We start from the raw sequence: 24,666 nt of genomic DNA on the forward strand, positions 1-24,666 counted from the left end.
CATAATGCCGAGAAAATTCTACTTTTGAACCCGGTCAATTGGTGGGGGGATTACCGATGGATTGATCAAGCTCGAAATAGTCCGCCCAGGGGTCGGGCGCCTTGGCGCGTTCGGCAGCCATGGCAAGGGAGAACTGGTTGGCGGCCTTGACCGTCTTGAGCTCGTCCCAACTCACCGGCACGGCCGCAGGAGCACCTTCTCGCGAGCGGCTGGACCAGGGTGCAATGGCGGTTGAGCCGCGTTCATTGCGCAGGTAATCGATAAACAATTTGCCCTTGCGCTTGGCCTTGCTCATGGTGGCGACATAGCGGTCCGGCTGATCGTCAGCCATCCGCTGCGCTAGGCTCTTGCAGAAGGCCTTGACCGTGGGCCACTCGACCCTTGGGGTGAGTGGCGCGATGACATGCACGCCTTTGCCACCCGAAACCAGCGGATAGCTCTTGAGGCCAGAAGCGTCGAGCACGTCGCGAATATCGCTGGCAGCGGCGCGCACCTCGGCAAAACCCAGTCCTTCATCGGGATCGATGTCGAAGATAATCCGCTCGGGTTTCTCGATGTCCTTGGTGCGGGCGCCCCAGAGGTGCCATTCCAGCACGTTCATCTGGGTGCCGGCGATCAGCCCGGGCAGGTTGTCGATATAGAAATAGTCTTCCTCGCCGCCGTCCTTTTCGGTGACCAGCAGGGACTTCATGGCATCGGGAAAGCCCCCGGTGTCGTGCTTCTGGAAGAAGCAGTATTTGGCGCGCCCCTGCGGACAGCGCAGCAGGCTGAGCGGGCGGTTGGCGGTGTAGGGCAGCATGCGGTCGGCGACGGCAGCATAATAGGCCACCAGATTGGCCTTGGTCACGCCCTGACCGGGGTAGATCACCCGATCGGGGCTGGTCAGCTTGATGCCGGCGGCCTCCGCGGCGGCCATGCCGGCCTCGTCAGTCAGGAGACCAAACTCGGATTTGGACTTGGATTTGGATTTAGGTTTAGGCTGGGCATCGACGTCCTCCGCGACGGGCTGCTCCAGCGCGACGTCAGCGGCAGGTTTGTCCTCGCGCAGGCCGAGAAAGGAAGGATGGCGCAGAATGCCGTCCGGGGTGAATTCGGCGTAGCCGATCTCGGCGACCAGTTCAGGCGTGACCCAGCGGGCCGCCCTGGTGATCGGCTTGGGGACGTCGACAAAGGGGCTGGTCTTGCGGGCGCGGGCGTCGAGTTGGGCCTGCAGGGCGTCGGCCTGATCGACGGTAAAGCCGGTGCCAACGCGGCCGCGATAGATCAGCTTGCCATCCTCCCAGATGCCCAGCAGCAAGGAGGCGAAAGAGCGCTTTTTGGTTGATGGCGACCAGCCGGCAATGACAAATTCCTGACGGCGGGTGCATTTGATCTTGAGCCAGCTGCGATTGCGCTCCCCGCGATAGGGTGCGTCAGCCTGCTTGGCGATGATGCCCTCATGACCTTCGCGGCAGATGGTGTCGAACACCTTCTGGCCATTGCCGGTAACGTGGGCAGAAAACTGCACCAGAGACGAGCTGTCGATCTTGCCCAGCAGGGTTTCGAGACGGTCCTTGCGCTCGCTGAGCTTGAGCCCCGTAAGGTCTTCGCCGTCCTGTTCAAGCAGGTCAAAGGCAAAGAAGCTGAGCGGGCCGCCATTGGAGAGGTGGTCCTTGAGGGTAGAAAAATCGGCACGGCCCTTGTCGTCAAAGGCGCACAGTTCGCCATCGATCAGCGCGCTGCCTTTCGTGATGTGGGTGAGCGGGGGCACGATGGCGGCAAACTGCTCGGTCCAGTCCTTGCCGGTCCGGGTATAGAGGCGCACCTGATCGCCGGCGATAGCGGCCTGGCAGCGATAGCCGTCATATTTCATCTCGAACACCCAGCCGCGATCCTCGGGCACCTCGCTCACCAGCGTGGCCAGTTGCAGGGGGCGGAATGTCGGCAGGACGCGGCTGGTTTTGGCACCGCGTTTGGCTTTGGCCGGCACTGGATTGTCGACTGCCTTGTCGGGATCGGAATGCCAGACAGCGTCAGGTTTGGTCCGGGTTTGCTTCTTGGGCTTGAGCCCTTTGGCGATGCCGGCCATATCGCGGCCGGTCGAGACGGATGTGGTGAAGCGGGGGACCAGGGTTTCCTCGTCCCTGGCGTATTTGTCCCGGTGCTTGATCAGCAGCCAGTTTTCGCGGTCGGGGCCGGTTTTGCGCTTGGTGTCGCGGCCCTTCATGTGCACCAGCACCCACTCGCCTCGCAGGCGTTTGCCATGCAGCCGCATCTTGAGGTCGCCGCTAGCGAGCCCCTGATGGGGGTCGCCAATCGGCTCCCAGGTGCCCTGATCCCAGAGCATTACCGTGCCGCCACCATATTCATCCTTAGGGATGGTGCCTTCAAAGCTGCCATAGTCAATCGGGTGATCCTCCACCCGCACCGCCAGCCGCTTGTCGGCAGGATTGTCTGAGGGACCCTTGGTAACGGCCCAGCTCTTGAGCACGCCGTCGAGTTCGATGCGGAAGTCGAAATGCAGCCGTGTGGCGTCATGCTTCTGCACCACGAAGCTGTTGCCGCCGGCCTGCGCGGCGTCCTCGCCCGAAGGCTCCTGCGTCTTGGTGAAGTCGCGCTTGGCCTGATAATCCTTGAGCAGGGCGTCGGCTGCACTCGCCATAGTCTAGCTCGCCTTCTTGCGCGGGGCCGGCTTGGCCGGTGCTTTTTTCCTGCTGCCGGAACTGCTTTCCAGGCTGGATTTCAGCGCCGCCATCAAGTTGACCACATTGGAGCCGCTCGGCTGGGCTTCTTTCGGCTCGTCCTTGGTGGAGATCTTCCTGCCCTTGGATTTGAGTTTGCGCGCGATCAGCTCCCGCAGGGCGGATTGATAGTGATCCTTGAACACCCCAGCATCGAAGGGCGCGGTCTTCTTCTCGATCAGCGCGGTGGCCACCTCGAGCAGTTCCGGGTCAGCCTTCTTGGCCGAGATTTCCGAGAAGAACGGATCGGATTTGCGGATCTCGGCCTCGTAATGCAGCGTCTCAAGCAGCAAGCCGGTGCCAGTCGGCTTGACTGCAACGAGATATTCCTTGCCGCGCAGCGCCAATTGGCCGAGTCCGACCTTCTCGCTGGCGCGCAGGGCATCGCGGATCACCCGGAAAGCATCTTCGGCCAGATCATCAGCCGGGACGACGAAATAGGGCTTGTCGAAATAGATCGGATCAATCTCGCAGGCGCCGACAAACTGGGTCAATTCAAGGGTCTTGCGAGTCTCAAGCTTGACTGCATCAATCTCGTCATTGGTCAGCAGGACATAGTCGCCCTTCTCGTACTCAAAGCCCTTCATGATCTCGTCCTTGTCGACGGGACCAACGCCGGCCACTACTTTTTCGTAGCGTACAGGCTTGCCGGTTGGTTCATGGATCTGGCGGAAACTGGGTTTGGCACTGGCTTTGGTCGCCGTATACAGTTCAACGGCAATCGAGACGAGGGAGAGGCGCAACTGGCCTTTCCAGATGGGGCGTGACGCTGGCATGGCGGGCTCGCTGAACTGACGGACTCGGCAACTTAACGACTCCCAACAGGGCTTTGTTCCGCTAAGGACGACGTTGCGTTGGGCTGGGCAGGTGCCTAGTGTCGGACAATCGAAATCATGGGAGAATTGGCGATGGGCACATTTGACGGTTTTCCGCTGGACGGGCTCAGCTTGACGCTGATCGCGCTGGGCATTCTGGCGCTGCTGGTACTGTTCGCGGGGGCCAAGACTGTGCCGCAGGGCCACAATTTTACCGTTGAGCGGTTTGGCAAATACACCAGGACCCTCAGGCCGGGCCTCAATCTGATCGTGCCGTTCATCGATGCCATCGGCAAGCGCATCAACGTCATGGAACAGGTGCTCGACGTGCCGCATCAGGAGGTGATCACGCGCGACAATGCCTCGATCACCGCCAATGGCGTGACCTTCTATCAAATTCTGGATGCGGCGGCGGCGGCCTATGAGGTGTCCGATCTGGAGAACGCCATCCTCAACCTGACCATGACCAATATCCGTACGGTGATGGGGTCGATGGATCTCGATGAGCTGCTGTCCAATCGTGACGAGATCAACCAGCGGTTGCTGCATGTGGTGGACGCTGCTGTCTCGCCCTGGGGTGTCAAAATCACCCGCATCGAGATCAAGGATATCGATCCGCCCAAGGACCTGGTGGACTCGATGGGGCGGCAGATGAAGGCCGAGCGTGAAAAGCGGGCGGCCATTCTGGAAGCCGAGGGCCGTCGGCAGAGTGCAATCCTGCAGGCCGAGGGCGCCAAGCAGGCGCAGGTGCTTGAGGCCGAAGGCCGCAAGGAGGCCGCGTTCCGCGATGCCGAGGCGCGCGAGCGCTCCGCTGAGGCGGAGGCCAAGGCGACTAAGGTGGTGAGTGAGGCCATTGCCGCCGGCAGCGTGCAGGCGATCAACTACTTCGTGGCCAATAATTACATCAAGGCGCTTGAATCGATCGCCAAATCGCCAAACCAGAAGCTGCTCATGCTGCCGATCGAAGCGGCCAGTGTGATCGGGGCAATCGGCGGCATTGCCGAGATTGCCAAGGAGACATTTGGTGGAGCAGCGCCGACAACACCCAGGTCGGCCCGTCCGCCTTCGGCCGGGCAATCCTAGCCGGAGGCTGCCATGCAGATCGTCGATTTTGTTGCCACCAACGGGCATTGGTCCTGGCTTGTCGCCGGGTTGATCTTGTTGGCGCTGGAACTGGTGGTGCCGGGCGGTTTCCTGTTGTGGATGGGCATTTCGGGCATTGCGGTCGGGTTGATCACCATGGTTCAGCCCATGCCTTGGGCGCTGCAATGGTTGATTTTTGGCGTGCTGTCGCTGCTGACGATCACTGGCTGGGTGCAATGGAACCGCCGCCGGCCTGCGCGGTCTGATCGCCCCTATCTCAACCGCCGGGCCGAGCACTTCATCGGTCACGAAACGGTGCTGGAGCAGGCCATCGAGCAGGGCTTTGGCCGGGTAGTGCTGGGGGATACGGTCTGGCGGGTGTCGGGGCCCGATCTACCAGCCGGGCAGGCAGTGCGGATCGTCGGCAGTGAGGGCGCTGTTCTCAAAGTCGAGCCGGTGTTCTAAGCGCTTGGCAAAGCTTCGTTAACTATAAGATGGAAGGATCGCCGGACCTCGGATCGGGCTGTCCGCAGGTCAAGATCGGCATGCCGATTGTCCCTATTGGCCAGCGGAGCGATATATGTCCTGGCGAAAGCGGCAATTGATCTGGCGAGCAGGGGTGTTGGGCACCCTGTGCCTGGTTATGCCGGTCATGGCGCAATCGGAGCTGCGAACGTGGGATGGATCGGGTACCGACAATGACCGGCTGGTCCCCGGTATCTATCCGGCGGACCCGGTGCTCACCAATGGCGACTGGCTCCGCGAACCTGATAATCCGTTTTTTGATGCCGACTGGTCGGTGGCGCTGCGCGGCAGCTATATCAAGGGCAGTCGTGGCGAGCGCTTTGACGTCCTGATGGTGCCATCGGTGGCACTGGACCACACCGGTGCTCGATCAACCGTCAAGGCGACCGGCGACGCCGAGATTGTGCGCCCGAACCAAGACAAGATCGATGTCAGTGCCCTACGCCTGTCGGGTGCGGTTGACTATGCCCTGGATAACAATACCGAACTGACCGGCGGCGGCCGCTTCTCTGTGACGCGGGCGGTGGCCGGTATGCCGGGGGTGGCCAGTAACGTTGCGATAGCGCCCCAGACAATCAGCGGCGGCGGCAATCTGGGTGTGACCCGACGATTCGGCAAATTCAATATCGGTGTGACGGGCGCTGCTGAACGCAATGTCTATGGCACCACAACCCTCACCAATGGGGGGGTGAACGACAATAGCGAACAGAATGCCTGGGCGCTCGATGCCGGATTGCGGGTGGGTTTCCAGATCACGCCGATCTTTGAAGTGTTCGGCAGGGCTGGAGTCGGGCGCGATTTGTTCGACTTGCCGTCCACAGCGCTCGGTTTCAAACCCGACGCCACGACCGCCACACTGGAGGGCGGGGTCACGGGACGATGGCATGGCATTCTCGAAGCAACCGCGTCTACAGGTGTTGTCCTTCGGCGCTTCGACGAGGCCAGCCTGGGCGAAGTCCGCACCCAGATCTATGACGCACAGCTCAGCTTTACACCCAATCCAACCCTGCGGGTGACGGGCGGGATTTCAACCACCGTGGCGCCGCCTGGCCCCTCCGGGTCAGGGTCGACCCGCATCGGCTATGGTGCCAATGCCGCCGTCGCCTATACGGTCAATTCATGGCTGGCCTTGCGGGCCCTAGCCGATTGGAGCCAGGCCAGCTTTATTGGCAGCGGCGGCACCGAAAGCGGCTATGGCCTGGGGGTGGGCAGTGACTACAAGGTAAACGCCCACACCGCAGTCACGGCGGACTATAATTTCGATCAGTCTGAGAGCTCGGCCAGCGGTGTGCAGGACGCCCACCAGATGACACTTGGCATCACACTGGCGCGTTAGCCGCTACAGCTGGACGCCAAGGTCGAGCTTGTGCAGTTCCTTGATGAAGCCGTCCCGAATATCGGCGCGATCGAGTGCGTAGACCACATTTGCGGTCAAAAAGCCGATCTTGCTGCCGCAATCAAAGCTCTGGCCCTGATATTTGACCCCGGTAAATGGCTGGTGGTGCATCAGGGTCTGCATGGCGTCGGTCAGCTGGATCTCGCCACCGGCACCGCGCGGCTGGTCTGCCAGCAGGTGGAAGATTTCGGGCTGCAAGATATAGCGGCCCGAGATGATCAAATTGGACGGGGCGTCCTCCCGTTTGGGCTTTTCCACCATCTCGGTGATGGCAAAGCCGGTGTCGGGACCTGCGCCGCGCGCAATAATGCCATAGGACGAGACATCCTGCTCGGGCACTTCCTCAACGGCGATGACATTGCCGCCGGTTTCTTCATAGGCGTCCATCATCTGCTTGAGCACGCCGGGCTCACCCTTGAACAGCATGTCGGGCAACAACAGTGCAAACGGATTGTTCCCCACAATGTCACGGGCGCACCACACGGCGTGCCCCAGACCGAGTGGCTCCTGCTGCCGGGTGAAGCTGGTGTGGCCAGCCGAGGGCAGATCCTTGCGCAATTCTTCGAGTGCTGCGGTCTTGCCGCGCAGCTCGAGCGTGGTCTCGAGCTCAAACTGCCGGTCGAAATGATCCTCGATCACGCCCTTGTTGCGGCCGGTGACGAAAATAAAGTGCTCGATGCCGGCCTCGCGCGCCTCATCGACGGCGTATTGAATCAGCGGTCGGTCAACAACGGTCAGCATTTCCTTGGGCAGGGCCTTGGTGGCAGGCAGGAAACGCGTGCCAAGACCGGCAACGGGAAAAACGGCTGTTCTGACGCGCTTGGACAAAAGTTATCTCTCCGTGCTGTATCTGGAGGTAAAGCTATCGCAACGCTTCTATAATATCACGAGCGAAATTTTCGTTGCAATTGCAGGGAGCTAATTGGATGGCGGTATTGGTCACGGGGGGCGCAGGCTACATTGGCAGTCACATGGTGTTGAGCCTTGCCGATGCTGGCGAAACGGTCGTCGTGCTCGACAATCTGACGACAGGCTTTGATTGGGCGATCGATGGTCGCGCGGTACTGGAAGAGGGCGATGCGGGCGATGTCGATTTTGTCGTAGGATTGATACAGAAACACGCAATCACCGAGATCGTGCATTTCGCGGGCTCCATTGTGGTGCCGGAATCGGTGAGCAATCCGCTCAAATACTACGGCAACAACACAGCCACTTCGCGCAGCCTGCTTGAGGCTGCGGTCAAGGGCGGGGTCAAGCATTTTATCTTTTCGTCTACCGCCGCCGTCTATGGCATGACCGGCCTGGCGCCCGTGGTGGAGACGACGGCGCTCAATCCAATGTCGCCCTATGGCCGCTCCAAGCTGATGACCGAATTGATGTTGGCCGACGTGGCCGCGGCGCACCCCATGACCTATGGGGTGTTGCGCTATTTCAACGTGGCCGGTGCCGACCCGCAGGGGCGCAGTGGGCAGTCCTCGCCCGAGGCGACGCATTTGATCAAGGTGGCCTGCCAGACCGCGCTGGGGCAGCGCGAGAAGATGGACATTTTCGGTACCGATTTTGAAACCCCGGACGGTACCGGCATCCGCGACTATATTCATGTCAGCGATCTGATTGCCGCCCATGCGCTGCTGCTCAGGCATTTGCGTGGTGGTGGCGACAGCACGACGCTCAACTGTGCCTATGGCAAGGGCTATTCGGTGCGCGAGGTGGTCGATACCGTGCGCAAGGTGTCGGGGGTCCATTTGCGGGCTGATGAAGCGCCCCGCCGGGCGGGCGACCCAGCCTCGATCACCGCGACCGGCGAGAAGGTGCGCAGGTTGCTCGGCTGGGTGCCCCAGCATGACGACCTTACCGAAATCGTCGCCTCTGCCTATGCCTGGGAAAAGCACCTGATGGTGCGCAACCGCTAACCGAAGGACAGTTTCATGCGGCTTCTGGCTGGCGCATTGTTGGCACTGAGCATGACATGGGCGACGCTGGCGCAGCCGGTGGAGAGCTTTGACAGCTTTGTGACCGCCTTCCGCAGCACTGCCGTGACGGCAGGTGTGGATGGCCGGGTCTACGATCGCGTGATGGGCGGGCTGACGCCTGATCCACGCGTGCCCAAACTGGTCACGGCCCAGCCAGAATTCACCACGCCAATGTGGGACTATATCGACGGGCGGGTGACTGCGGGTCGCGTCGCGCGCGGCAAGGCGGCAATGACCCGCAATCAGTCACTATTCGCTGCTGTGGGCGATGCCTATGGCGTTGATCCCTATTTGCTGGGCGCGATCTGGGGGATGGAAACCGACTATGGCGCGGTGCTGGGCAATGCCGGGCTGATCCGCCCCATTGTCCGGTCGTTGGCCACGCTGGTGCATCAGCGGCGCAGCCGGCTGGTCGAAGACCAGGCCGATCTGATTGCAGCGTTGCTCCTGCTGCAGCGCGACCAGCTGGCACCGGATGCACTGGTGGGATCATGGGCCGGTGCGATCGGGCACTTGCAGGTCAACCCATCCAATGTGCTGGCGCATCGCACGGATGGCGATGGTGACGGTCAGGTGGACCTGCACAATTCGCTGGCTGATGCGCTGGCAACCAGTGCGCGGTATCTGCGGGCGCTGGGCTATCAGCCGGGCATGGATTGGGGCATGGAAGTGGTGGTGCCCGAGAGCTTTGACTATCTGCTGGCCAGCCGGACGCAGATGCGCCCGGTGTCATTCTTTGCCGAGCGGGGGATTGTGCGGGTGGCGGGGCGTCCGTTCACCGATCCCAATCTTGCCGTGTTCCTCTATGTGCCGGCGGGCAAGGATGGTCCGAAATTCCTGATGACGCAGAACTATCTGGTGCTCAAGGGCTATAATTTCTCCGACAGCTACGCGTTGAGCGTGGCGCATATGACCGATCGCCTCAAGGGTGGGGGCGGCTTTGTCGATGACTGGCCGCGGGGTACGGCCTTGCCCAATCTGAGCCAGCGGCAGGCGATACAGCGGGCCCTGGCCGCGCTGGGGCTCTATCAGGGCAGTGTCGACGGGCGGCTTGGGCCTATCACGCAGGAGGCCTATGCGCGGTTTCAGGCCAGCCGCGGCGCGGTTGCTGATGGGTTTATCACCAGGGCGGCCTTTGAGGCCCTGGCTGCGGCCAGCCAGTAAACTCGCGGTGCGGTCGATGGCGTGTCGGCTGCCATTTTGCTAGGAGAGGGCAGTCGTGCGGGTGAGTTGAACATGGTGCGAATTGTTCTGGCAGTGCTGATGGGGTTGTTCGTCCTGGTTGACGTGGCGCCCGCTTTTGCCCAGAGCGCGGACACCATAGTGGTAGCGCAGGCGCAAAAGCGGCGGACATTGTTCGATCTGCTGTTTGGCGAAGAACCCGCCAAGCCGGCCCCCCCTGTGACGCAACCGCAGCGCGCGCCACGTGCCAAGCCGCCCCAAGCCAGTGCGCCGCCGCCCAGGGTGGGGGTGGAAAAGGCGGCGGATGCGACGCGGCTGGCGGTGTTCGGGGATTCGCTGGCGATTGATCTGAGCAAGGCGCTGGAGCGGCTGTATGCCGAAGATGCCAACCTGGTGGTGATCAATCAGGGGATAAGTTCATCGGGCTTTGTCCGCGATGATTTTTATGACTGGAATGCGGCGCTGGCCGAGGAGATTGCGGCGGACAGTTTTGATCTGGCCGTGGTCATTATCGGCATCAATGACCGCCAGGAAATCCAGGCAGACGGGCAAACGCTGGAGACGCTCAGCGCGGGCTGGACCAGTATTTATCAGGCCAGGCTGGCGAACTTTCTCGATCAGATGCGGGCGGCGCGCAAGCCGGTGATCTGGGTTGGACTGCCTCCGATGGCCAAGACGCAATATTCGGCGGCCATCAGCCAGATTGCCAATATCCAGCGCCTGGCAAGCTTCTCGGGGGGCGCGGAATACCTTGATATTTATGAGCGATTTCTGGGCGAGGACGGTAAGTTCAGCAGCTATGGCCCCGATGTAAACGGGCAGAATGCGCAGATGCGCAAGGATGACGGCATTCATTTTGCCACGGCGGGATCGGACAAGCTGGCGTTTTATCTGAGCCAGACAATCCGGACCTTCTACCGGGGTGGTGGGGTGCTCAACGCGGTGGCCGACCCCCTGGTCGGCACCGATGCGGCGGCGATGTTGCGGCCGCCATTTCAGGGGCTGGGCCAGACGCGCCTGCTCGAGATTGCCGGGGCGGTGATCCCGATCAGCCGGGTGCCGGTGCGGGCGGACGATCTGCTGCTGTCGACCCGGGTGCCGGTGTCGCCAGCCTTCCCGCTGGAGGCGCTGGTCAGGGCGCCGGTCGGGCGGGCGGATGCGTTTGGCGTCGGCCAGGACCCGACGCAAGTCACTGAAAACCCTGGTGAACGTTAGATGTTATTCGGTGAAGCGGACGGCGCCGATATGGGGGAGGTTGCGGTTGCGCTGACCGTAATCGATGCCGTAGCCGACGACGAATTTGTCGGGGATGTCGAAGCCGACCCATTTGGCCTGTACGTCGGTTTCGCGGCGGCTGGGCTTGTTGAGCAGGGCGCAGACCTCCATGCGGCGAGGATGGCGGGTCTCGAGGATTTCGAGCACGTGCTTGAGGGTGTAGCCGGTATCGACAATGTCTTCCACGACCAGCACGTCGCGCCCGGCGATTTCGCCACGCAAATCCTTGAGGATCCTGACTTCCCGGCTCGATTCCATGGCGTTGCCATAGGATGAGGCTTCCATGAAATCGACCTCGACGGGCAGGTCGAGCTCGCGCACCAGGTCGGCGATGAAGATGAACGAGCCGCGCAACAGGCCAACCACCACGAGCTTGTCGGTGCCGGCGTAATGGGTGGATATCTCTTTTGCCAGAGCCTCGATGCGGGCGGCGATGGACTTGGCCGAGATCAGTTCATCGACGACATAGGGCTTCTGGGTCATGGCCAATCCGGGTCACATCACATTCGATCTGCGCCAATGCAGGCGGCGAATATGCCAACAAACGGCGGTGCCGCAACCCCTCAGGTTACGACACCGCTGCTTTAGCGTGGCAAATTGGTCTTGCCCATCAGATCAAAGTCGATAGAGCGCGCGGCCTGACGGCCTTCGCGGATGGACCAGACGACGAGGGACTGGCCGCGGCGTATGTCACCGGCGGCATAGACCTTGGGGACGGTGGTCTTGTAGCTCAGCGTGTCGGCAAACAGATTGCCGCGCGGGTCGAATTTGGCGCCCAGTTCGGTCAGCAGGCCCTCATGAATGGGGTGGGCGAAGCCGATGGCCAGCAGCACCAGATCGGCCTTGATGATGAACTCGGTGCCGGGGATGGGCTGGCGCTGGCGATCGACGCGGGCGCATTCAACGCCGGTGACCTGACCCTTGGCATCGCCGAGGATCTTCATGGTGCCGGCGGCAAATTCGCGAATGGCGCCTTCGGCCTGACTGGAGGAGGTGCGCATCTTGACCGCCCAGTTGGGCCAGTTGGTCAGCTTGTTCTCCAGCTCTGGCGGCATGGGGCGAACGTCGAGCTGGCTGACCGCGATGGCGCCCTGGCGGAACGAGGTGCCGACGCAGTCACTGGCAGTGTCGCCACCCCCGACCACGACGACATGCTTGCCTGCGGCGGTGAGTTGCTGCTGGCCGGACACATCCTCGCCGCCGAGGCGACGGTTCTGCTGCACCAGGAACGGCATGGCGAAATGCACGCCAGCCAGATCAACGCCCTGGGCGTCGACATCGCGCGGCTTTTCCGAGCCGCCGCACAGCAGCACGGCATCGTGCCGGGCCTGCAGGTCGGCCAGCGGGGTGGTGACGCCAACATTGACGCCATAGTGGAAGGTGACGCCTTCGGCTTCCATCTGCCCGACGCGGAAGTCGATATGCTCCTTCTCCATCTTGAAGTCTGGAATGCCATAGCGCAGCAGGCCACCGGCCTTGGGCTCGCGCTCATAGAGGTGCACGTCGTGCCCGGCGCGGGCCAATTGCTGGGCTGCCGCGAGACCGGCAGGACCCGAGCCGATAATGGCCACCGATTTGCCGGTCTTTTCGGCCGCGATCTGTGGCTTGATCCAGCCCGAGCGGATGGCGCGGTCGGCAATGGCCTGCTCGATGGTCTTGATGGTGACCGGCACGTCTTCGAGGTTGAGCGTGCAGGCTTCCTCGCAGGGGGCAGGGCAGATGCGGCCGGTGAATTCGGGGAAGTTGTTGGTGGAGTGCAGATTGATCGCCGCCTCTTCCCAATTGCCGGCATAGACCAGATCGTTCCAGTCCGGAATCTGGTTGTTGACCGGGCAGCCGGTATCGCCATGGCAGAAGGGAATGCCGCAATCCATGCAGCGCGCCGCCTGATCGACGATGCGCCCCTCGGTCATGGGAATGGTGAATTCACCGAAATGGCGGATACGGTCGGAGGCCGGCTCATAGCGGGGCTCTTCGCGCTCGATTTCGAGAAAGCCTGTGACTTTACCCATGGCTTGTCTCCCGGAAGTTGATGTCGTTGGTGCGGTGAATCTTGATCTTGCCAAGTTCACCAGACGGCACCTCCCCCGCGACGGGGAAGATGGGGAGGGGGCCTGGAGAACCTGGATATCCGGACTCTCGCCCCGCACACTTGAGCCCTCCCCGCAGGGGGGAGGGTGTCGACTGAGCTTTCAGGAGCATCATCATTCTGCTGCCGCTCCCATGACCATGCCGGAGGCGCGCTTTTTTTCCATTTCGCGGATGGCGCGGCGGTATTCGACGGGCATGACCTTGACGAATTTGGGGCGCATGTCGACCCAGTTGTCGAGGATCTGCCTGGCCTTGGTCGAGCCGGTATAGTGCAGATGGTTGGAGATGAGCTGATGCAGGCGCTCATCGTCATGGCGGCTCATGTCGCCGGAAATGTCGACGCGGCCATGCCACTCCAGATCGCCACCATGGTGGTGGAGGCGACGCATGAGGTTTTCTTCCTCGGGCACGGGTTCGAGATCGACCATGGCGAGGTTGCAGCGTTCGCGGAAGTTTTCGTCCTCATCGAGCACATAGGCGACGCCGCCACTCATGCCGGCGGCAAAGTTGCGACCAGTCTTGCCGATGACCACAACGACACCGCCGGTCATGTATTCACAACCATGATCGCCAGTGCCTTCGACCACGGCGATGGCGCCGGAGTTGCGGACGGCGAAGCGTTCACCAGCCACGCCGCGGAAATAGCACTCACCGGCAATGGCCCCGTAGAGCACGGTATTGCCGACAATGATGGAATTTTCCGGCACGAAGCTGGCCTTGTCGGAAGGCCGCACCACGATGCGCCCCCCTGAAAGGCCCTTGCCGACATAGTCATTGGCGTCGCCCACCAGGTCGATGGAGATGCCGCGGGCCAGGAAGGCGCCGAAGGCCTGACCGGCCGTGCCGTTCAGCTTGATCGAAATCGTGTCATCGAGCAGGCCATCATGGCCATATTTCCGGGCCACTGCGCCCGACAGCATGGCGCCGGCCGAGCGGTCGCGGCTGCGAATGGGCAGGTCGATATGCACTGCCGTGCCGTTTTCCAGCGCCGGGGCAGCCCGTTCAATGAGCGTGCGGTCCAGCACCGATTCCAGATGATGGTTCTGGGTTTCGGAATGATGGAGCGTGTCGCCGCCCTGCGGTTCCGGCTTGTGGAACAGCCTGGTCAGGTCAATGCCCGTGCTCTTCCAGTGATCGGTCAGCTGGCGCTGGTCGAGCAGGTCGGTGCGGCCGATCAGCTCGTTGATGGTGCGGGCACCCAGTTCGGCCATCAGGCCACGCAATTCTTCGGCGACGAAGAAGAAGTAGTTGATGACGTGCTCGGGCGTGCCCTTGAAGCGCTTGCGCAGCACCGGGTCCTGGGTGGCGACGCCAACCGGGCAGGTGTTGAGATGGCATTTGCGCATCATGATGCAGCCAGCAGCAATCAGGGGGGCGGTGGCGAAGCCGAACTCGTCGGCGCCCAGCAGGGCGCCCACCAGCACGTCACGCCCGGTCCTGAGGCCACCATCGACCTGCAACCGCACGCGAGACCGCAAACGGTTGAGCACCAGGGTCTGGTGCGTTTCGGCCAGGCCGATCTCCCAGGGCCCGCCGGCATGCTTGAGTGAGGTCAGCGGAGATGCGCCGGTGCCGCCATCATAGCCGGAAATGGTGATGTGATCGGCGCGCGCCTTGGCGACGCCGGCCGCGACCGTGCCAACCCCGACCTCGGACACCAGCTTGACCGAGACATCGGCCTGCTCATTGACGTTCTTCAGGTCGTAGATGAGCTGGGCGAGGTCCTCGATGGAATAGATGTCGTGGTGCGGCGGTGGGCTGATCAGGCCAACGCCGGGCGTTGAATGGCGCGTCTTGGCGACGATCCAGTCGACCTTGTGGCCGGGCAACTGACCACCCTCGCCGGGCTTGGCCCCCTGCGCGACCTTGATCTGAAGCTGGTCGGCATTGACCAGATATTCGGTGGTGACACCAAAGCGGCCCGAGGCGATCTGCTTGATGGCCGAGCGCATCGGATTGCGCCCGCCATCGGGCAGGGGCTTGTAGCGATCGGGCTCTTCGCCGCCTTCGCCGGTATTGGACTTGCCGCCAATGCGGTTCATCGCCTGGGCCAGGGTGGTGTGGGCTTCACGCGAAATGGAGCCAAAGCTCATGGCGCCGGTGGCGAAACGCCGGACGATGTCGACAGCCGGTTCGACCGCGTCGATGGCAATCGGCTCGCCGAGCGGGCGAATCTCAAACAGGTTGCGGATGGCCAGATAGCCATTGCTGCCCGAGTTCAGGGTCTGCGCGAAGCTGTTGTACCGCTCCTGCGCGGATTCGGGGTTTTCGTCCCTTGTGCGCACGGCATGCTGCAGATCGGCGACCACCTCGGGGCTCCAGGCATGCTTTTCGCCCCGGATGCGGTAGCCATATTCGCCGCCCACATCGAGTGACTTGCGCAGCACGGCGTCGTCGCCAAAGGCGAGCGTATGGCGGCGCACGGTTTCCTCGGCGATCTCGGCCAGACCGACACCTTCGATAGAGGTGGCGGTGCCGAAGAAATACTTGCGGACGAATTCGCTGTTGAGGCCCACGGCGTCGAAAATCTGGGCGCCGCAATAGGACTGGTAGGTGGAAATGCCCATCTTGGACATGACCTTCAGCAGACCTTTGCCGACGCTCTTGATGTAGCGGTAGACGACTTCGTCGGCCGATACTTCCTCGGGGTAATTTCCCTCGGCGTGCAGCGCCTGCAGCGCTTCGAAAGCCAGATAGGGGTTGATGGCTTCGGCGCCGTAGCCGGCCAGCATGGCAAAGTGGTGAATTTCACGGGCTTCGCCGGTTTCGACCACCAGACCCGTGGACGTGCGCAGACCCTTGCGGATCAGGTGATGGTGCACGGCGGCGAGTGCTAGCAAAGTGGGAATATCGAGCCGGTCGGCGGCGATGTGGCGATCGGACAGGATGATGATGTTGTATTCGCCACGGACCGCGTCCTCGGCCTGCTGGCACAAGGCCTCGATGGCCGCTTCCATGCCGGCAGCGCCCTGGTCGGCCGGATAGGTGATGTCCAGCGTCCTGGTCTTGAACTGGTTGGTGGCGATATCGCCAATGCCGCGGATCTTTTCGAGATCCTCATTGGTCAGAATGGGCTGGCGCACTTCGAGGCGCTTGACCCTGGACACGCCTTCGAGGTCGAACAGATTGGGGCGCGGGCCGATAAAGGAGACCAGACTCATCACCGATTCCTCGCGGATCGGGTCGATGGGCGGGTTGGTGACCTGGGCGAAGTTCTGCTTGAAATAGGTGTAGAGCAGCTTGGAATTGTTGGACAGTGCGGAGATGGGCGTATCGGTGCCCATCGAGCCCACGGCTTCCTGGCCAGTGGTGGCCATGGGCGCCATCAGCAGCTTGAAGTCTTCCTGGGTATAGGCAAATGCCTGCAGCCGGTCGAGCAGGGCTTCGGTCGGCTCGGGCGCCTTGGGCGGCACGGCGGGCAGGTCTTCGAGCACGATCTGGGTGCGGGCCAGCCAATCGGCATAGGGGTTGGCGGTGGCCAGGCTCGACTTGATCTCGTCGTCGGAGATGATGCGGCCCTGCTCCAGATCGATCAGCAGCATGCGACCGGGCTGCAGGCGCCAGCGCTCGACAATGTCCTCATCGGGAATGGTCAGCACGCCCGATTCGGAGGCGAGCACGACATGGCCTTCCTTGGTGACGAGATAGCGGGCTGGCCTGAGGCCGTTGCGATCGAGCGTGGCCACGATATAGCGCCCGTCGCTGATCGACATGGCGGCAGGACCATCCCAGGGCTCCATCAGGGAAGCATGGTACTGGTAAAAGGCGCGACGCTTCTCATCCATCAGCGGATTGCCGGCCCAGGCTTCGGGGATCAGCATCATGGCGGCATGGGGCAGGGAATAGCCGCCGCGCACCAGGAATTCGAGCGCGTTGTCAAAACAGGCCGTGTCGGACTGGCCCTCATAGGAGATCGGCCAGATCTTGGTGATGTCGGCGCCGAAACGGGGCGATGAGATGGAGGCCTGGCGGGCGGCCATCCAGTTGACGTTGCCGCGAATGGTGTTGATCTCACCATTGTGGGTGGTCATGCGGTAGGGGTGGGCCAGCTTCCAGGAAGGGAAGGTATTGGTCGAAAAGCGCTGATGCACCAGGGCAATGGCGCTCTCGAAGCTCTCGTCATGCAGATCGGTGTAAAAGGCGCCCAGCTGGAAGGCCAAGAACATGCCCTTGTAGACAATGGTGCGGGCGGACATCGAGACGACGTAAAAGCCGTTGTCGCTGTGGCTCTCGGGCACGGTGCCATAGACGGTGTTGGAGATGACCTTGCGCACGATGAGCAGCTTGCGCTCGAACTCGTCGAGTGTCAGGCCGTCGGGACGGGCGATCACCAATTGTTCGATAATGGGCTGGGTGGCGATAACACCGGCGGAGAGGGCGGTATTGTCGGTGGGCACGACCCGCTCGCCCAGCACGCTGAGGCCCTCGGCCGCGATGCAGGCATGGACTACCGCAGCGACGCGATCGCGCAGGCCGTCCGTATTGGGGTAAAACAGCATGGCGACGGCGTAGTGGTGCTGTTCCGGCAGGGGGAAGGGCAGCACCTTGCTGAAGAAATTATGGGGAGTCTGCACCAGAATGCCGGCGCCATCGCCCATGAGCGGGTCGGCGCCCACGGCACCGCGATGTTCGAGGTTTTCAAGGATTTCGAGGCCCTTCTGCACCACTTCGTGGCTGGGCCGGTTCTTGATATTGGCAATCATGCCGATGCCACAGGCATCGTGCTCATGTTTGGGGTCGTACAGTCCCTGGGCCGCCGGCCGTCCACTGAGAGGCACAGCGGCTGGTGAACGTGTTGGCGTTTGGCATGCTCCTGCCTGGCTGGTCACCATGTCTTGTCATCCTTGCGCTGTGGCGAACTTGCTCGCCGACTATACCACACCGGCGGCTGCCGGCCCGAATTTGCGGACACATCGCCGACGCGGGTCGTGCGCGGGCACGGCTCGGTTTATCGCGATGTCTGTTCCGTGGGAAGCGGCGCTGCATCCAAATGGCCGCTCGTTCGGGCTGTAGCAGCCCCGCCCTTCCGTTTCCGCTCATCGGGAGCGGGCCAGCCGGATCAGGCGCGCGCGCTGGCCGCGGAGAGCGGGGCGACGCGTCATATAGGACAGTTGTGCTGCCCTATCCAACACACATTTGCATAATTCAAAACCAGGAGCAAGCGACTTTGCCGGGTTGGTGGCACAAAAAATAGGACATTGCCGTTATTTGCGTAGGAATGCGTAGGACTTGCCGGTTTGGCAGGCGGCAAAAGGGGCGCTCCCGGATGAAAACGCCCCCTGAACGCCGCAAATGGTAGTGATTGCCTATTCGAGATGGGACTTGATGAACCAGAGGTTCTTGTCGAGATCGCGTGAATAGGCGGTCAGGATATCGGCGGCATCGGCATCGCCCGCCTCATCGGTGGCGTCGATGTCCTCGCGCACCTGATTGGCCAGGCTGGCAAAGCGCTCGGCCAGCGCCTGCAGGTGATCGGTGACCTTGCGAATATCGGTGGGATAGGCCGCCAGCGTGCTGGACTTGGCGACGATCTGGCTGGTGCCCAGGGCAATGCCGTCGAGCTGGGCGACGCGCTCGGCGATCACATCGACATGGCCGTCAATGGCGGCGCGCATCGGGTCGAGCATTTCGTGCACGGCGATGAAATTGGGGCCCTTGAGGTTCCAGTGGGCCTGCTTGACGATCAGGGCCAGATCAATGGAATCGGCCAGCCGGGCATTGAGAATGTCGATGACCGTAGATTTGGCATTGGCCTTGAGGGCGATGGCGGGGGTTTTCATGGAAGGTCCTTTGCAACGGTGACGCTGGAATGAGCTAGCTGATCAACCAGCGGGGTGCGGGGAAGTTCCCTCAGCAGATGCAAATGAGGCGCGACTTGACGCCGCGCCTCCAGGGTTCCCGTGGGCAGCCGGTGCTAGTTGACCGACTGATCCTCAATGGTGGGCTGCTCGCCCGACTTGATCTCGATGGAGCGCGGCTTCTTGCTCTCGGGCAATTCGCGCTTCAGCTCAAGATGGAGCAGGCCGTTCTCAAGGACGGCGCCGTTCACCTCAACATAGTCGGCCAGCTGAAAGCGGAGCTCGAAGGCCCGCTCGGCAATGCCGCGGTGGAGGAATTCACGGGCCTTGTCGGCGGTCTCGGCCGATTTGGCGCCCTTGACTACAAGGTTGTTTTCCTTGGTCTCGATGGCGATGTCGCCATTGGCAAAGCCAGCCACTGCAATCGAGATGCGGTAGGTGTCATCACCGGTGCGCTCGATATTGTAGGGCGGGTAGGTCTTGGCTTCCTGCCCGACCAGATTGTCGAGGCGGTTAAAAACCCGGTCAAAGCCGACCGTGGAGCGATAGAAGGGGGAAAAATCGATGGTCTGCATAGTCACATTCTCCGTAAAGCAACGTGGATTCCCGGTGGTCTCGCTGTCGTCTCATCGCGGCTCCCAGCAATAGGCAAGCCGATGATTTCGAGGTCGGGGTCCCCGGCAAGGCCGGCGGACGATTGAAATATGGGGGGCAAATTTGCCGGTTCAAGAGGGTCAATGCCACGCTGTGCTGAACCGAAAATGAACAGTCCGGTGCAACTGGGTTCAGGCATGGGACGCTACAAGCAGACAGGTGCTGAGGGTGACTTCAGCATTGCCAACGCGGCCCGTCATCCGCCCCCCCGCACGGGCCGTCACAATGGAAACCAGTATCCCCCGGGATGCTGGTTTTCTTTTTGCCCGGCGTTTGCTCTAAGTCGGTGGTCCCCAAGTCCGGAAGCCGTCATGAACATCGTCGATCCCAATGGCCCCAGCCTGGTCAACATTGCGTCCAATCCGCTGCCGGAGGGGGCCCGGGTGGGCTATTTCAAGACGGCGGACAATGTGCAGCTGCGCTTTGCCTTCTGGCCAAAATCGGCCGGCAAGCAGCGCGGCACCATCTGCCTGGTGCAGGGGCGCACCGAATTCATCGAGAAATATTTCGAGACCATCGCCGATTTCCGCAAGCGTGGCTTCGCGGTGGCGACGTTTGACTGGCGTGGACAGGGCGGCTCGGACCGGCTGATTGGCAATCCCCGGCTGGGCTATGTCGACAAATTCGAGGACTACTGGACTGATCTGAAGAGCTTTCACGGCCACATCCTGCTGCCCGAATGCCCGCCGCCCTATTATCTGGTGGGCCACTCGATGGGCGGGCTGGTGTCGCTGTTCGCCGCGGCCAAGGACCGGCTGATGTTTGACCGGGTTTTCCTGTCGGCGCCAATGGTGGCGCTGGACCGGCAGCCCTTGAGCATGGCGGGTATGGCGCGGGCGGCTGAAGCGCTGAGCTTTATCGGGCTGGGGCGGATGCCGGTCAGTCGCAAGGCCGACAGGCCAGCCTCCGAAACGAGCTTTCCCGACAATCCCCTGACCGGCGACATGCTGCGCTATCTGCGCATGGTCGATGTGGTCAAGGCGCGGCCCGACCTTGAAATCGGCGCGCCAACCGTGCGCTGGGTGGCAGCGGCGATGGCGGCCATGGCGGCGGCAGGAAGCGACAGTTTTCCGGGGCGGATCAAGATCCCCCTATTGATGCTGGCGGCGGCGCGCGACACCGTGGTGTCCACCAATGCCACGGAGCAATTGGGCCTGCAATTGCGTACGGGGCGGCACCTGGTGATCGCCGGCGCGCGGCACGAACTGTTCATGGAGACCGATACCATTCGCGGCCAGGTGTTTGCGGCGTTCGATGCGTTTATTACCGAGCAGAGCGGCTGAGATCGATCTACTGCCTGGCTGCGGCAGTCTGGTTTGCGCCGGATCCATTGCCGTAGGGACGCGCCAAAGCGCCGCCTGGCTGCGGTTGCTGCGACATGGGGCAAGCTTCGCCTCGGTGCCGGTCGTCCGGCGATAAAAATGAAGCAAATCTTGCCCCATGTTTTCCGGATGGCTCGCGGGTCGCGGTTGAAGCTGGCGGACTTACGTCCTTTCTCCGCCCATGCCGGCCTGCCCGCCGACGCCCTGCTGGCGTCGGCACAGATCCCGAGCCGGTGCAGCCGGTGATCGGGAAAGCATGTGACCCGGGGAGTCACCGGGCCCAGTTGTCCAACCGCGCCGTTGGATGGAAGCGACCCTCCATCATCCGGCTTCCCCCGCCTGACCGTTCGTCGCGACCGCGCAGCTGCGGGGGCATGGGCAGCAGTATGGCGGACGTTCTGGGGACGGGGATAAACGGAATCAAGAAAGAGCGGAACAATGCGAACACGGCGGCAGATTTGGGTGGAAAGCTGAACGGCAGCTTGTGGCTGTCGCTCCGTCAAAAGCGGAACGACTTTAGAGCGGGCTCGACGTTCCCAATCCAAGTTGTGCCAGAGCAGAAGACAGCGAGCTTTCTTCGCCCCACTCGACCGCATTCCAACCTGACACTCGACCGATAGCCGCAGAGTAGAAACCGCCGTCCCAATGATCCCGCAGGCCGATTTTCTCCATCAAGTATGCAGCCCGCATGTGTTCCTGGTTGGTGTCCGCTGCCGCCTCCGCTCACTTGTCGAGACGGTCCGCAAGCATATCAATGAAATGGCGAACCTTGGCTTCCAGATGACGACGGTGCGGATAGAGCGCGACGACCGGCACGCCTTCGGGTGAGGTCCGGGGCAAGACTTTCCGTAGCCGTCCCGCCGCAACGTCCGCTTCGACGAGAAACAGCGGCAGTAGCGCCAGGCCGCTCCCCGCCAACGCCATCTCGTAAAGCGCGGCCCCGTTGTCCATGCGCAGCCGGCTCCGCCCACGTGCAGCAACGATCCGCCCCTCCGCGTCGCGAAGGCTCCAGTTCTGTCGAGCGCCTGCGTGTTCGTAAAAGAGAAGGTCGTGGTAATCGAGATCCTCCACGCGTTCAGGCGAGCCACGTCTTTCAAGGTAGGCAGGCGCGGCGCAAAGGACCAGCGGCTCGTGGCGCAGAACGCGCATGATCAGGCCTGGATCTGGGCTGGTCACACCAATGCGGATGGCAAGGTCGTAACCATGCTGCACCATGTTGATCACAGTGTCCGAAAAGCTGATTTCTGCTTGAACGTCTTGCCAGCGCTGAAGATAGTCCGCCATCACCGGCAGTACGAAATGCCGCCCGAAAGCGTCGGGCACGGTCAGGCGGAGCGTGCCATGCGGATGCGCCACATCTCCGGCCAGGCTTGCTTCCGCTCCCTCGAGAACCGAAGTGATTTCGCCCCCCTTTTCGTAAAGAGCCTGTCCCGCATCGGTGAGCGCCAGCGAGCGAGTGGTGCGGTTGAGCAGGCGGGTTGCATACTTGCTTTCAAGCCGCCCGACCGCCTTTGCAGCTGCCGAGCGCGAAAGGCCAAGTGCCCTGCCTGCCGCCGCGAACCCCTTGGCGTCGACAACGGCCATGAACGCCCGGATATCGTCTACATCACCGCCGTCCAACATCATCACCGTAGACTAAGTTTCGCCAGACTGAAGACAACCATTCGCCAGCGTTTTCCTCGATACTGAGTTCGATGCGCGCTGTCACGCGCTCAATTACTTAGGAAAGGACCACCCCGTGACCACACCGACCCTGCTCAACCCCAACACCTTACCGCAAACGGAAAGCATCGGTTATTCGCAGATCGCCATCGCCCACACGGGCCGCATGGCCTTTGTGTCAGGCCAAGTGGCTATCAGCGACGACGAACTGCCGGTGTCCGGGAGCCTCGACGCGCAGGCCGATATCGTCATCGAAAACCTGTCTCGCGCCCTTGCCGCGTTAGACGGTGCAGCGCGTGACATCATCCAATTGCGCATCTATATCGTCGACCTCAAGCCGTCGAGCGTGGAAATCGTGATGGGCAAGCTTGCGACTTTCTTGAATGGCGCCAGGCCGGGCCTCACTGGCGTTGGCGTCCAGAGCCTTGCCTCGCCTGAATTTCTTCTCGAGATCGAAATGGTCGTGCAGTTGCCTGGGGAATGACGGTGCCGGCCTCCCTTACTCGACCTGCCAGACCCAGAGCCCATGTCTGCCTTCTGGTTCGTAAAGGATGATTTCGTATGGCGGAACAGGGGTCGGCAGCTGCCAGGCAAAAACGCGCCCCATATCGGCCGTTCAGACCGCCTCTCCGATTTCCCAAAAGCAGCCGGTCCGCTCAAGTCGAGGCGATGGCCTCTTCGGGGTGGGTTGCAGCCTGGCAGCTATTAGTCACAGGCTGGTCGAAAGCAGACACCCATCGCGCTGGCGTCGTGCAGAAAGACCAGCCAAGATGATGGCCTCCCGAAGCACCCTGGCGCACCATGCTTTTTTCAAAGAACTCTGCAGTCTTATTCGATGTGGGCGGTCCCCTGGACACAGAGGTGCGACTGGTCGAGACAATGGCACACTCCATTATCGATGCCCTTCACCGCCGAGGAATCGAAGCCGATGCGGCACGATACGCAAGAGCAGTTGAATATGCGGTGTCCACCTATGCACCAGAGGATTTTCCAGCCATCGTCTGGCACATGACTGGCGGTGACGCTGCCGCCAGCGTTGAAATTTGGAGCGAAGTGTCTGGGTATCTTCAGTCTGAACGCCGATCCGCCCTGTTCACCCCAAGGGAGGGCATGAGGGAACTGCTGGTGAGCTTGCAATCGCGGGGGGTCGCGTTGGGGCTGGCAGCCAATCAACCCTCATCGGCTCTTGAAGCGCTAGACGCTGCACAACTGGGCCAGTTTTTCGCATGGCGCGGGGTAAGCGGCACATTGGGATACCGCAAGCCTGACCATCGTCTTTTCTTAGCCGCGTGCGCTGGCCTAGGCGTTGCGCCAGAAGCATGCGTCATGATCGGTGATCGCATTGACATAGATATCGCCCCAGCGTCGCAACTCGGCATGACCACGGTTCTTTTCAAAACGGGTCACCACCGGGCCCAGCGCCCGCGCTCGTGGCTTGAGATGCCAGATTACGAAGTATCGTCGGTTGACGAGTTGGCGAAGCTCTTCTCTGCATGGTGACTGCTTCGTAGTCTCTGAACAGCTCGACCCAAAGGCGGCAATGGGGTCGATAGCCGATGTCATTGATGGTCAGAAGCGCTCGATGCCGATGCGTAGCAGGCGGTGCATTTCTTCATCGGAACGTATCTCGATGCAGATTGCTGTCACCCGCCCATTCTCAAGGACTAGCCTATCCTTTGGCCCAAACGCGTTGTCGTATAGAAGCGTCCAACGAAGAAGTTCGATCCGCAAGCCATCTCGACGAAAAACGCGATAGAGCCTCTGCCATATTGGCGGAGCCAGCCGAATGATTGCGTCGGCTCGTTTAACCCGATCCGTATATGTCCGGCTATTTCCACCCTCGATGATCCACTTATCTTGGGCCGTGAGCCGGCGCACCCGGGCGTCAATATCGTCCGGCGCTCGCAGAGCCCCATGCCTATCCCATACCTCGTCATCAACTGCATGGATGGGTAGCTCGTACCGGCGACCAAGACGTTGAGCGAGCCACGTCTTGCCTGATCCAGGACCGCCGACAATCATGATCCTGGTTATAGCCATGGCCTTCACTAGCATGCCGCGTCATCGCTCGCATGTCTGCTTTATGGAAGGGACAAAGTCAGTCCGAATGACCACAATGGTGAAGGGTTTGAGATGCCTCTTGGCGTCGCAAAGCCACCCATGCAGGAAG

At 61.7% G+C, this 24,666-nt stretch carries 18 protein-coding genes; 9 read left to right on the forward strand and 9 right to left on the reverse strand.

Translation table 11 applies throughout. From position 1 onward, the window contains the following. Nucleotides 1-34: 34 nt before the first annotated feature. Nucleotides 35-2,641, reverse strand: a complete 2,607-nt coding sequence (gene ligD / locus ABFY71_RS17790) for a DNA ligase D (protein ID WP_347947227.1) — start codon at nucleotides 2,639-2,641, stop codon at nucleotides 35-37. A gap of 3 nt (nucleotides 2,642-2,644) precedes the next feature. Beyond that, a complete protein-coding gene (gene ku, locus ABFY71_RS17795) occupies nucleotides 2,645-3,463 on the reverse strand; it encodes a non-homologous end joining protein Ku (protein WP_488645804.1) in 819 nt (272 codons plus the stop codon). A gap of 189 nt (nucleotides 3,464-3,652) precedes the next feature. Here ku and ABFY71_RS17800 point away from each other — a divergent pair, with 189 nt between their 5' ends. From ABFY71_RS17800 to ABFY71_RS17810, 3 genes are all read left to right on the forward strand, one after another. Beyond that, nucleotides 3,653-4,618: an SPFH domain-containing protein gene (locus ABFY71_RS17800; RefSeq protein ID WP_347947240.1), complete on the forward strand. Its 966-nt coding sequence runs from the start codon at nucleotides 3,653-3,655 to the stop codon at nucleotides 4,616-4,618. 12 nt (nucleotides 4,619-4,630) lie between these two features. Next, on the forward strand, nucleotides 4,631-5,083 hold the full coding sequence (locus tag ABFY71_RS17805; protein WP_347947229.1) for an NfeD family protein: 453 nt from the start codon (nucleotides 4,631-4,633) through the stop codon (nucleotides 5,081-5,083). A gap of 115 nt (nucleotides 5,084-5,198) precedes the next feature. Then, on the forward strand, nucleotides 5,199-6,479 hold the full coding sequence (locus ABFY71_RS17810) for an outer membrane beta-barrel protein (RefSeq protein WP_347947230.1): 1,281 nt from the start codon (nucleotides 5,199-5,201) through the stop codon (nucleotides 6,477-6,479). Between the two features lie 3 nt (nucleotides 6,480-6,482). On the opposite strand, the gene galU is transcribed toward ABFY71_RS17810, so the two are convergent. Then, nucleotides 6,483-7,367, reverse strand: coding sequence for a UTP--glucose-1-phosphate uridylyltransferase GalU (gene galU / locus ABFY71_RS17815; RefSeq protein ID WP_305580040.1), 885 nt, complete (start codon nucleotides 7,365-7,367; stop codon nucleotides 6,483-6,485). A gap of 98 nt (nucleotides 7,368-7,465) precedes the next feature. Here galU and galE point away from each other — a divergent pair, with 98 nt between their 5' ends. From galE to ABFY71_RS17830, 3 genes are all read left to right on the forward strand, one after another. Further along, entirely contained in the window at nucleotides 7,466-8,452 is a 987-nt protein-coding gene (galE, locus tag ABFY71_RS17820) for a UDP-glucose 4-epimerase GalE (RefSeq protein ID WP_347947231.1), read from the forward strand. 15 nt (nucleotides 8,453-8,467) lie between these two features. Further along, nucleotides 8,468-9,676 (forward strand): lytic murein transglycosylase, encoded by a 1,209-nt coding sequence (locus ABFY71_RS17825; RefSeq protein WP_347947232.1) that lies wholly within the window; start codon nucleotides 8,468-8,470, stop codon nucleotides 9,674-9,676. Between the two features lie 72 nt (nucleotides 9,677-9,748). Continuing rightward, on the forward strand, nucleotides 9,749-10,909 hold the full coding sequence (locus ABFY71_RS17830) for an SGNH/GDSL hydrolase family protein (RefSeq protein WP_347947233.1): 1,161 nt from the start codon (nucleotides 9,749-9,751) through the stop codon (nucleotides 10,907-10,909). A 3-nt stretch (nucleotides 10,910-10,912) separates the two neighbouring features. Here the strand turns inward: ABFY71_RS17830 and hpt are convergent, their stop codons facing one another. The 5 genes from hpt to ABFY71_RS17855 form a co-directional block, all read right to left on the reverse strand. Continuing rightward, the gene (gene hpt, locus ABFY71_RS17835) at nucleotides 10,913-11,452 is read right to left on the reverse strand and encodes a hypoxanthine phosphoribosyltransferase (protein WP_347947234.1); all 540 of its coding nucleotides are present in this window, start codon (nucleotides 11,450-11,452) and stop codon (nucleotides 10,913-10,915) included. A gap of 101 nt (nucleotides 11,453-11,553) precedes the next feature. Beyond that, complete coding sequence (locus tag ABFY71_RS17840; protein ID WP_347947235.1) at nucleotides 11,554-12,981, reverse strand: glutamate synthase subunit beta; 1,428 nt, start codon at nucleotides 12,979-12,981, stop codon at nucleotides 11,554-11,556. Nucleotides 12,982-13,173: 192 nt separating this feature from the next. Further along, nucleotides 13,174-17,892, reverse strand: a complete 4,719-nt coding sequence (gltB, locus tag ABFY71_RS17845; RefSeq protein ID WP_347947236.1) for a glutamate synthase large subunit — start codon at nucleotides 17,890-17,892, stop codon at nucleotides 13,174-13,176. 474 nt (nucleotides 17,893-18,366) lie between these two features. Beyond that, on the reverse strand, nucleotides 18,367-18,840 hold the full coding sequence (gene dps / locus ABFY71_RS17850; protein ID WP_305580804.1) for a DNA starvation/stationary phase protection protein Dps: 474 nt from the start codon (nucleotides 18,838-18,840) through the stop codon (nucleotides 18,367-18,369). A 134-nt stretch (nucleotides 18,841-18,974) separates the two neighbouring features. Further along, a complete protein-coding gene (locus ABFY71_RS17855) occupies nucleotides 18,975-19,433 on the reverse strand; it encodes an Hsp20 family protein (RefSeq protein WP_305580806.1) in 459 nt (152 codons plus the stop codon). 390 nt (nucleotides 19,434-19,823) lie between these two features. Between ABFY71_RS17855 and ABFY71_RS17860 the strand changes: the two genes are divergently transcribed. Next, nucleotides 19,824-20,795, forward strand: a complete 972-nt coding sequence (locus ABFY71_RS17860; RefSeq protein WP_347947237.1) for an alpha/beta hydrolase — start codon at nucleotides 19,824-19,826, stop codon at nucleotides 20,793-20,795. A gap of 762 nt (nucleotides 20,796-21,557) precedes the next feature. Here the strand turns inward: ABFY71_RS17860 and ABFY71_RS17865 are convergent. Beyond that, entirely contained in the window at nucleotides 21,558-22,454 is an 897-nt protein-coding gene (locus tag ABFY71_RS17865) for a LysR family transcriptional regulator (RefSeq protein WP_431021550.1), read from the reverse strand. 118 nt (nucleotides 22,455-22,572) lie between these two features. Here ABFY71_RS17865 and ABFY71_RS17870 point away from each other — a divergent pair, with 118 nt between their 5' ends. Then, nucleotides 22,573-22,980 carry a RidA family protein gene (locus ABFY71_RS17870; RefSeq protein WP_347947238.1) on the forward strand — a complete coding sequence of 136 codons (408 nt, stop codon included), beginning with the start codon at nucleotides 22,573-22,575 and terminating at the stop codon, nucleotides 22,978-22,980. Nucleotides 22,981-23,297: 317 nt separating this feature from the next. Beyond that, on the forward strand, nucleotides 23,298-23,996 hold the full coding sequence (locus tag ABFY71_RS17875; RefSeq protein ID WP_347947239.1) for an HAD family hydrolase: 699 nt from the start codon (nucleotides 23,298-23,300) through the stop codon (nucleotides 23,994-23,996). Nucleotides 23,997-24,666: the final 670 nt, after the last annotated feature.

It is taken from the genome of Devosia alba (assembly GCF_039938915.1).
GTDB lineage: Bacteria > Pseudomonadota > Alphaproteobacteria > Rhizobiales > Devosiaceae > Devosia > Devosia alba.

What these genes read in the sequence shown, in the direction of transcription:
- ABFY71_RS17805 (WP_347947229.1), top strand. Translation starts at nt 4,631, where the DNA reads ATGCAGATCGTCGATTTTGTTGCCACCAACGGGCATTGGTCCTGGCTT.
- gltB (WP_347947236.1), bottom strand. Translation starts at nt 17,892, where the DNA reads ATGGTGACCAGCCAGGCAGGAGCATGCCAAACGCCAACACGTTCACCA.
- ABFY71_RS17875 (WP_347947239.1), top strand. Translation starts at nt 23,298, where the DNA reads ATGCTTTTTTCAAAGAACTCTGCAGTCTTATTCGATGTGGGCGGTCCC.
- ABFY71_RS17860 (WP_347947237.1), top strand. Translation starts at nt 19,824, where the DNA reads ATGAACATCGTCGATCCCAATGGCCCCAGCCTGGTCAACATTGCGTCC.
- ligD (WP_347947227.1), bottom strand. Translation starts at nt 2,641, where the DNA reads ATGGCGAGTGCAGCCGACGCCCTGCTCAAGGATTATCAGGCCAAGCGC.
- ABFY71_RS17830 (WP_347947233.1), top strand. Translation starts at nt 9,749, where the DNA reads ATGGTGCGAATTGTTCTGGCAGTGCTGATGGGGTTGTTCGTCCTGGTT.
- ABFY71_RS17855 (WP_305580806.1), bottom strand. Translation starts at nt 19,433, where the DNA reads ATGCAGACCATCGATTTTTCCCCCTTCTATCGCTCCACGGTCGGCTTT.
- ABFY71_RS17825 (WP_347947232.1), top strand. Translation starts at nt 8,468, where the DNA reads ATGCGGCTTCTGGCTGGCGCATTGTTGGCACTGAGCATGACATGGGCG.
- dps (WP_305580804.1), bottom strand. Translation starts at nt 18,840, where the DNA reads ATGAAAACCCCCGCCATCGCCCTCAAGGCCAATGCCAAATCTACGGTC.
- galE (WP_347947231.1), top strand. Translation starts at nt 7,466, where the DNA reads ATGGCGGTATTGGTCACGGGGGGCGCAGGCTACATTGGCAGTCACATG.
- ABFY71_RS17840 (WP_347947235.1), bottom strand. Translation starts at nt 12,981, where the DNA reads ATGGGTAAAGTCACAGGCTTTCTCGAAATCGAGCGCGAAGAGCCCCGC.
- ABFY71_RS17810 (WP_347947230.1), top strand. Translation starts at nt 5,199, where the DNA reads ATGTCCTGGCGAAAGCGGCAATTGATCTGGCGAGCAGGGGTGTTGGGC.
- hpt (WP_347947234.1), bottom strand. Translation starts at nt 11,452, where the DNA reads ATGACCCAGAAGCCCTATGTCGTCGATGAACTGATCTCGGCCAAGTCC.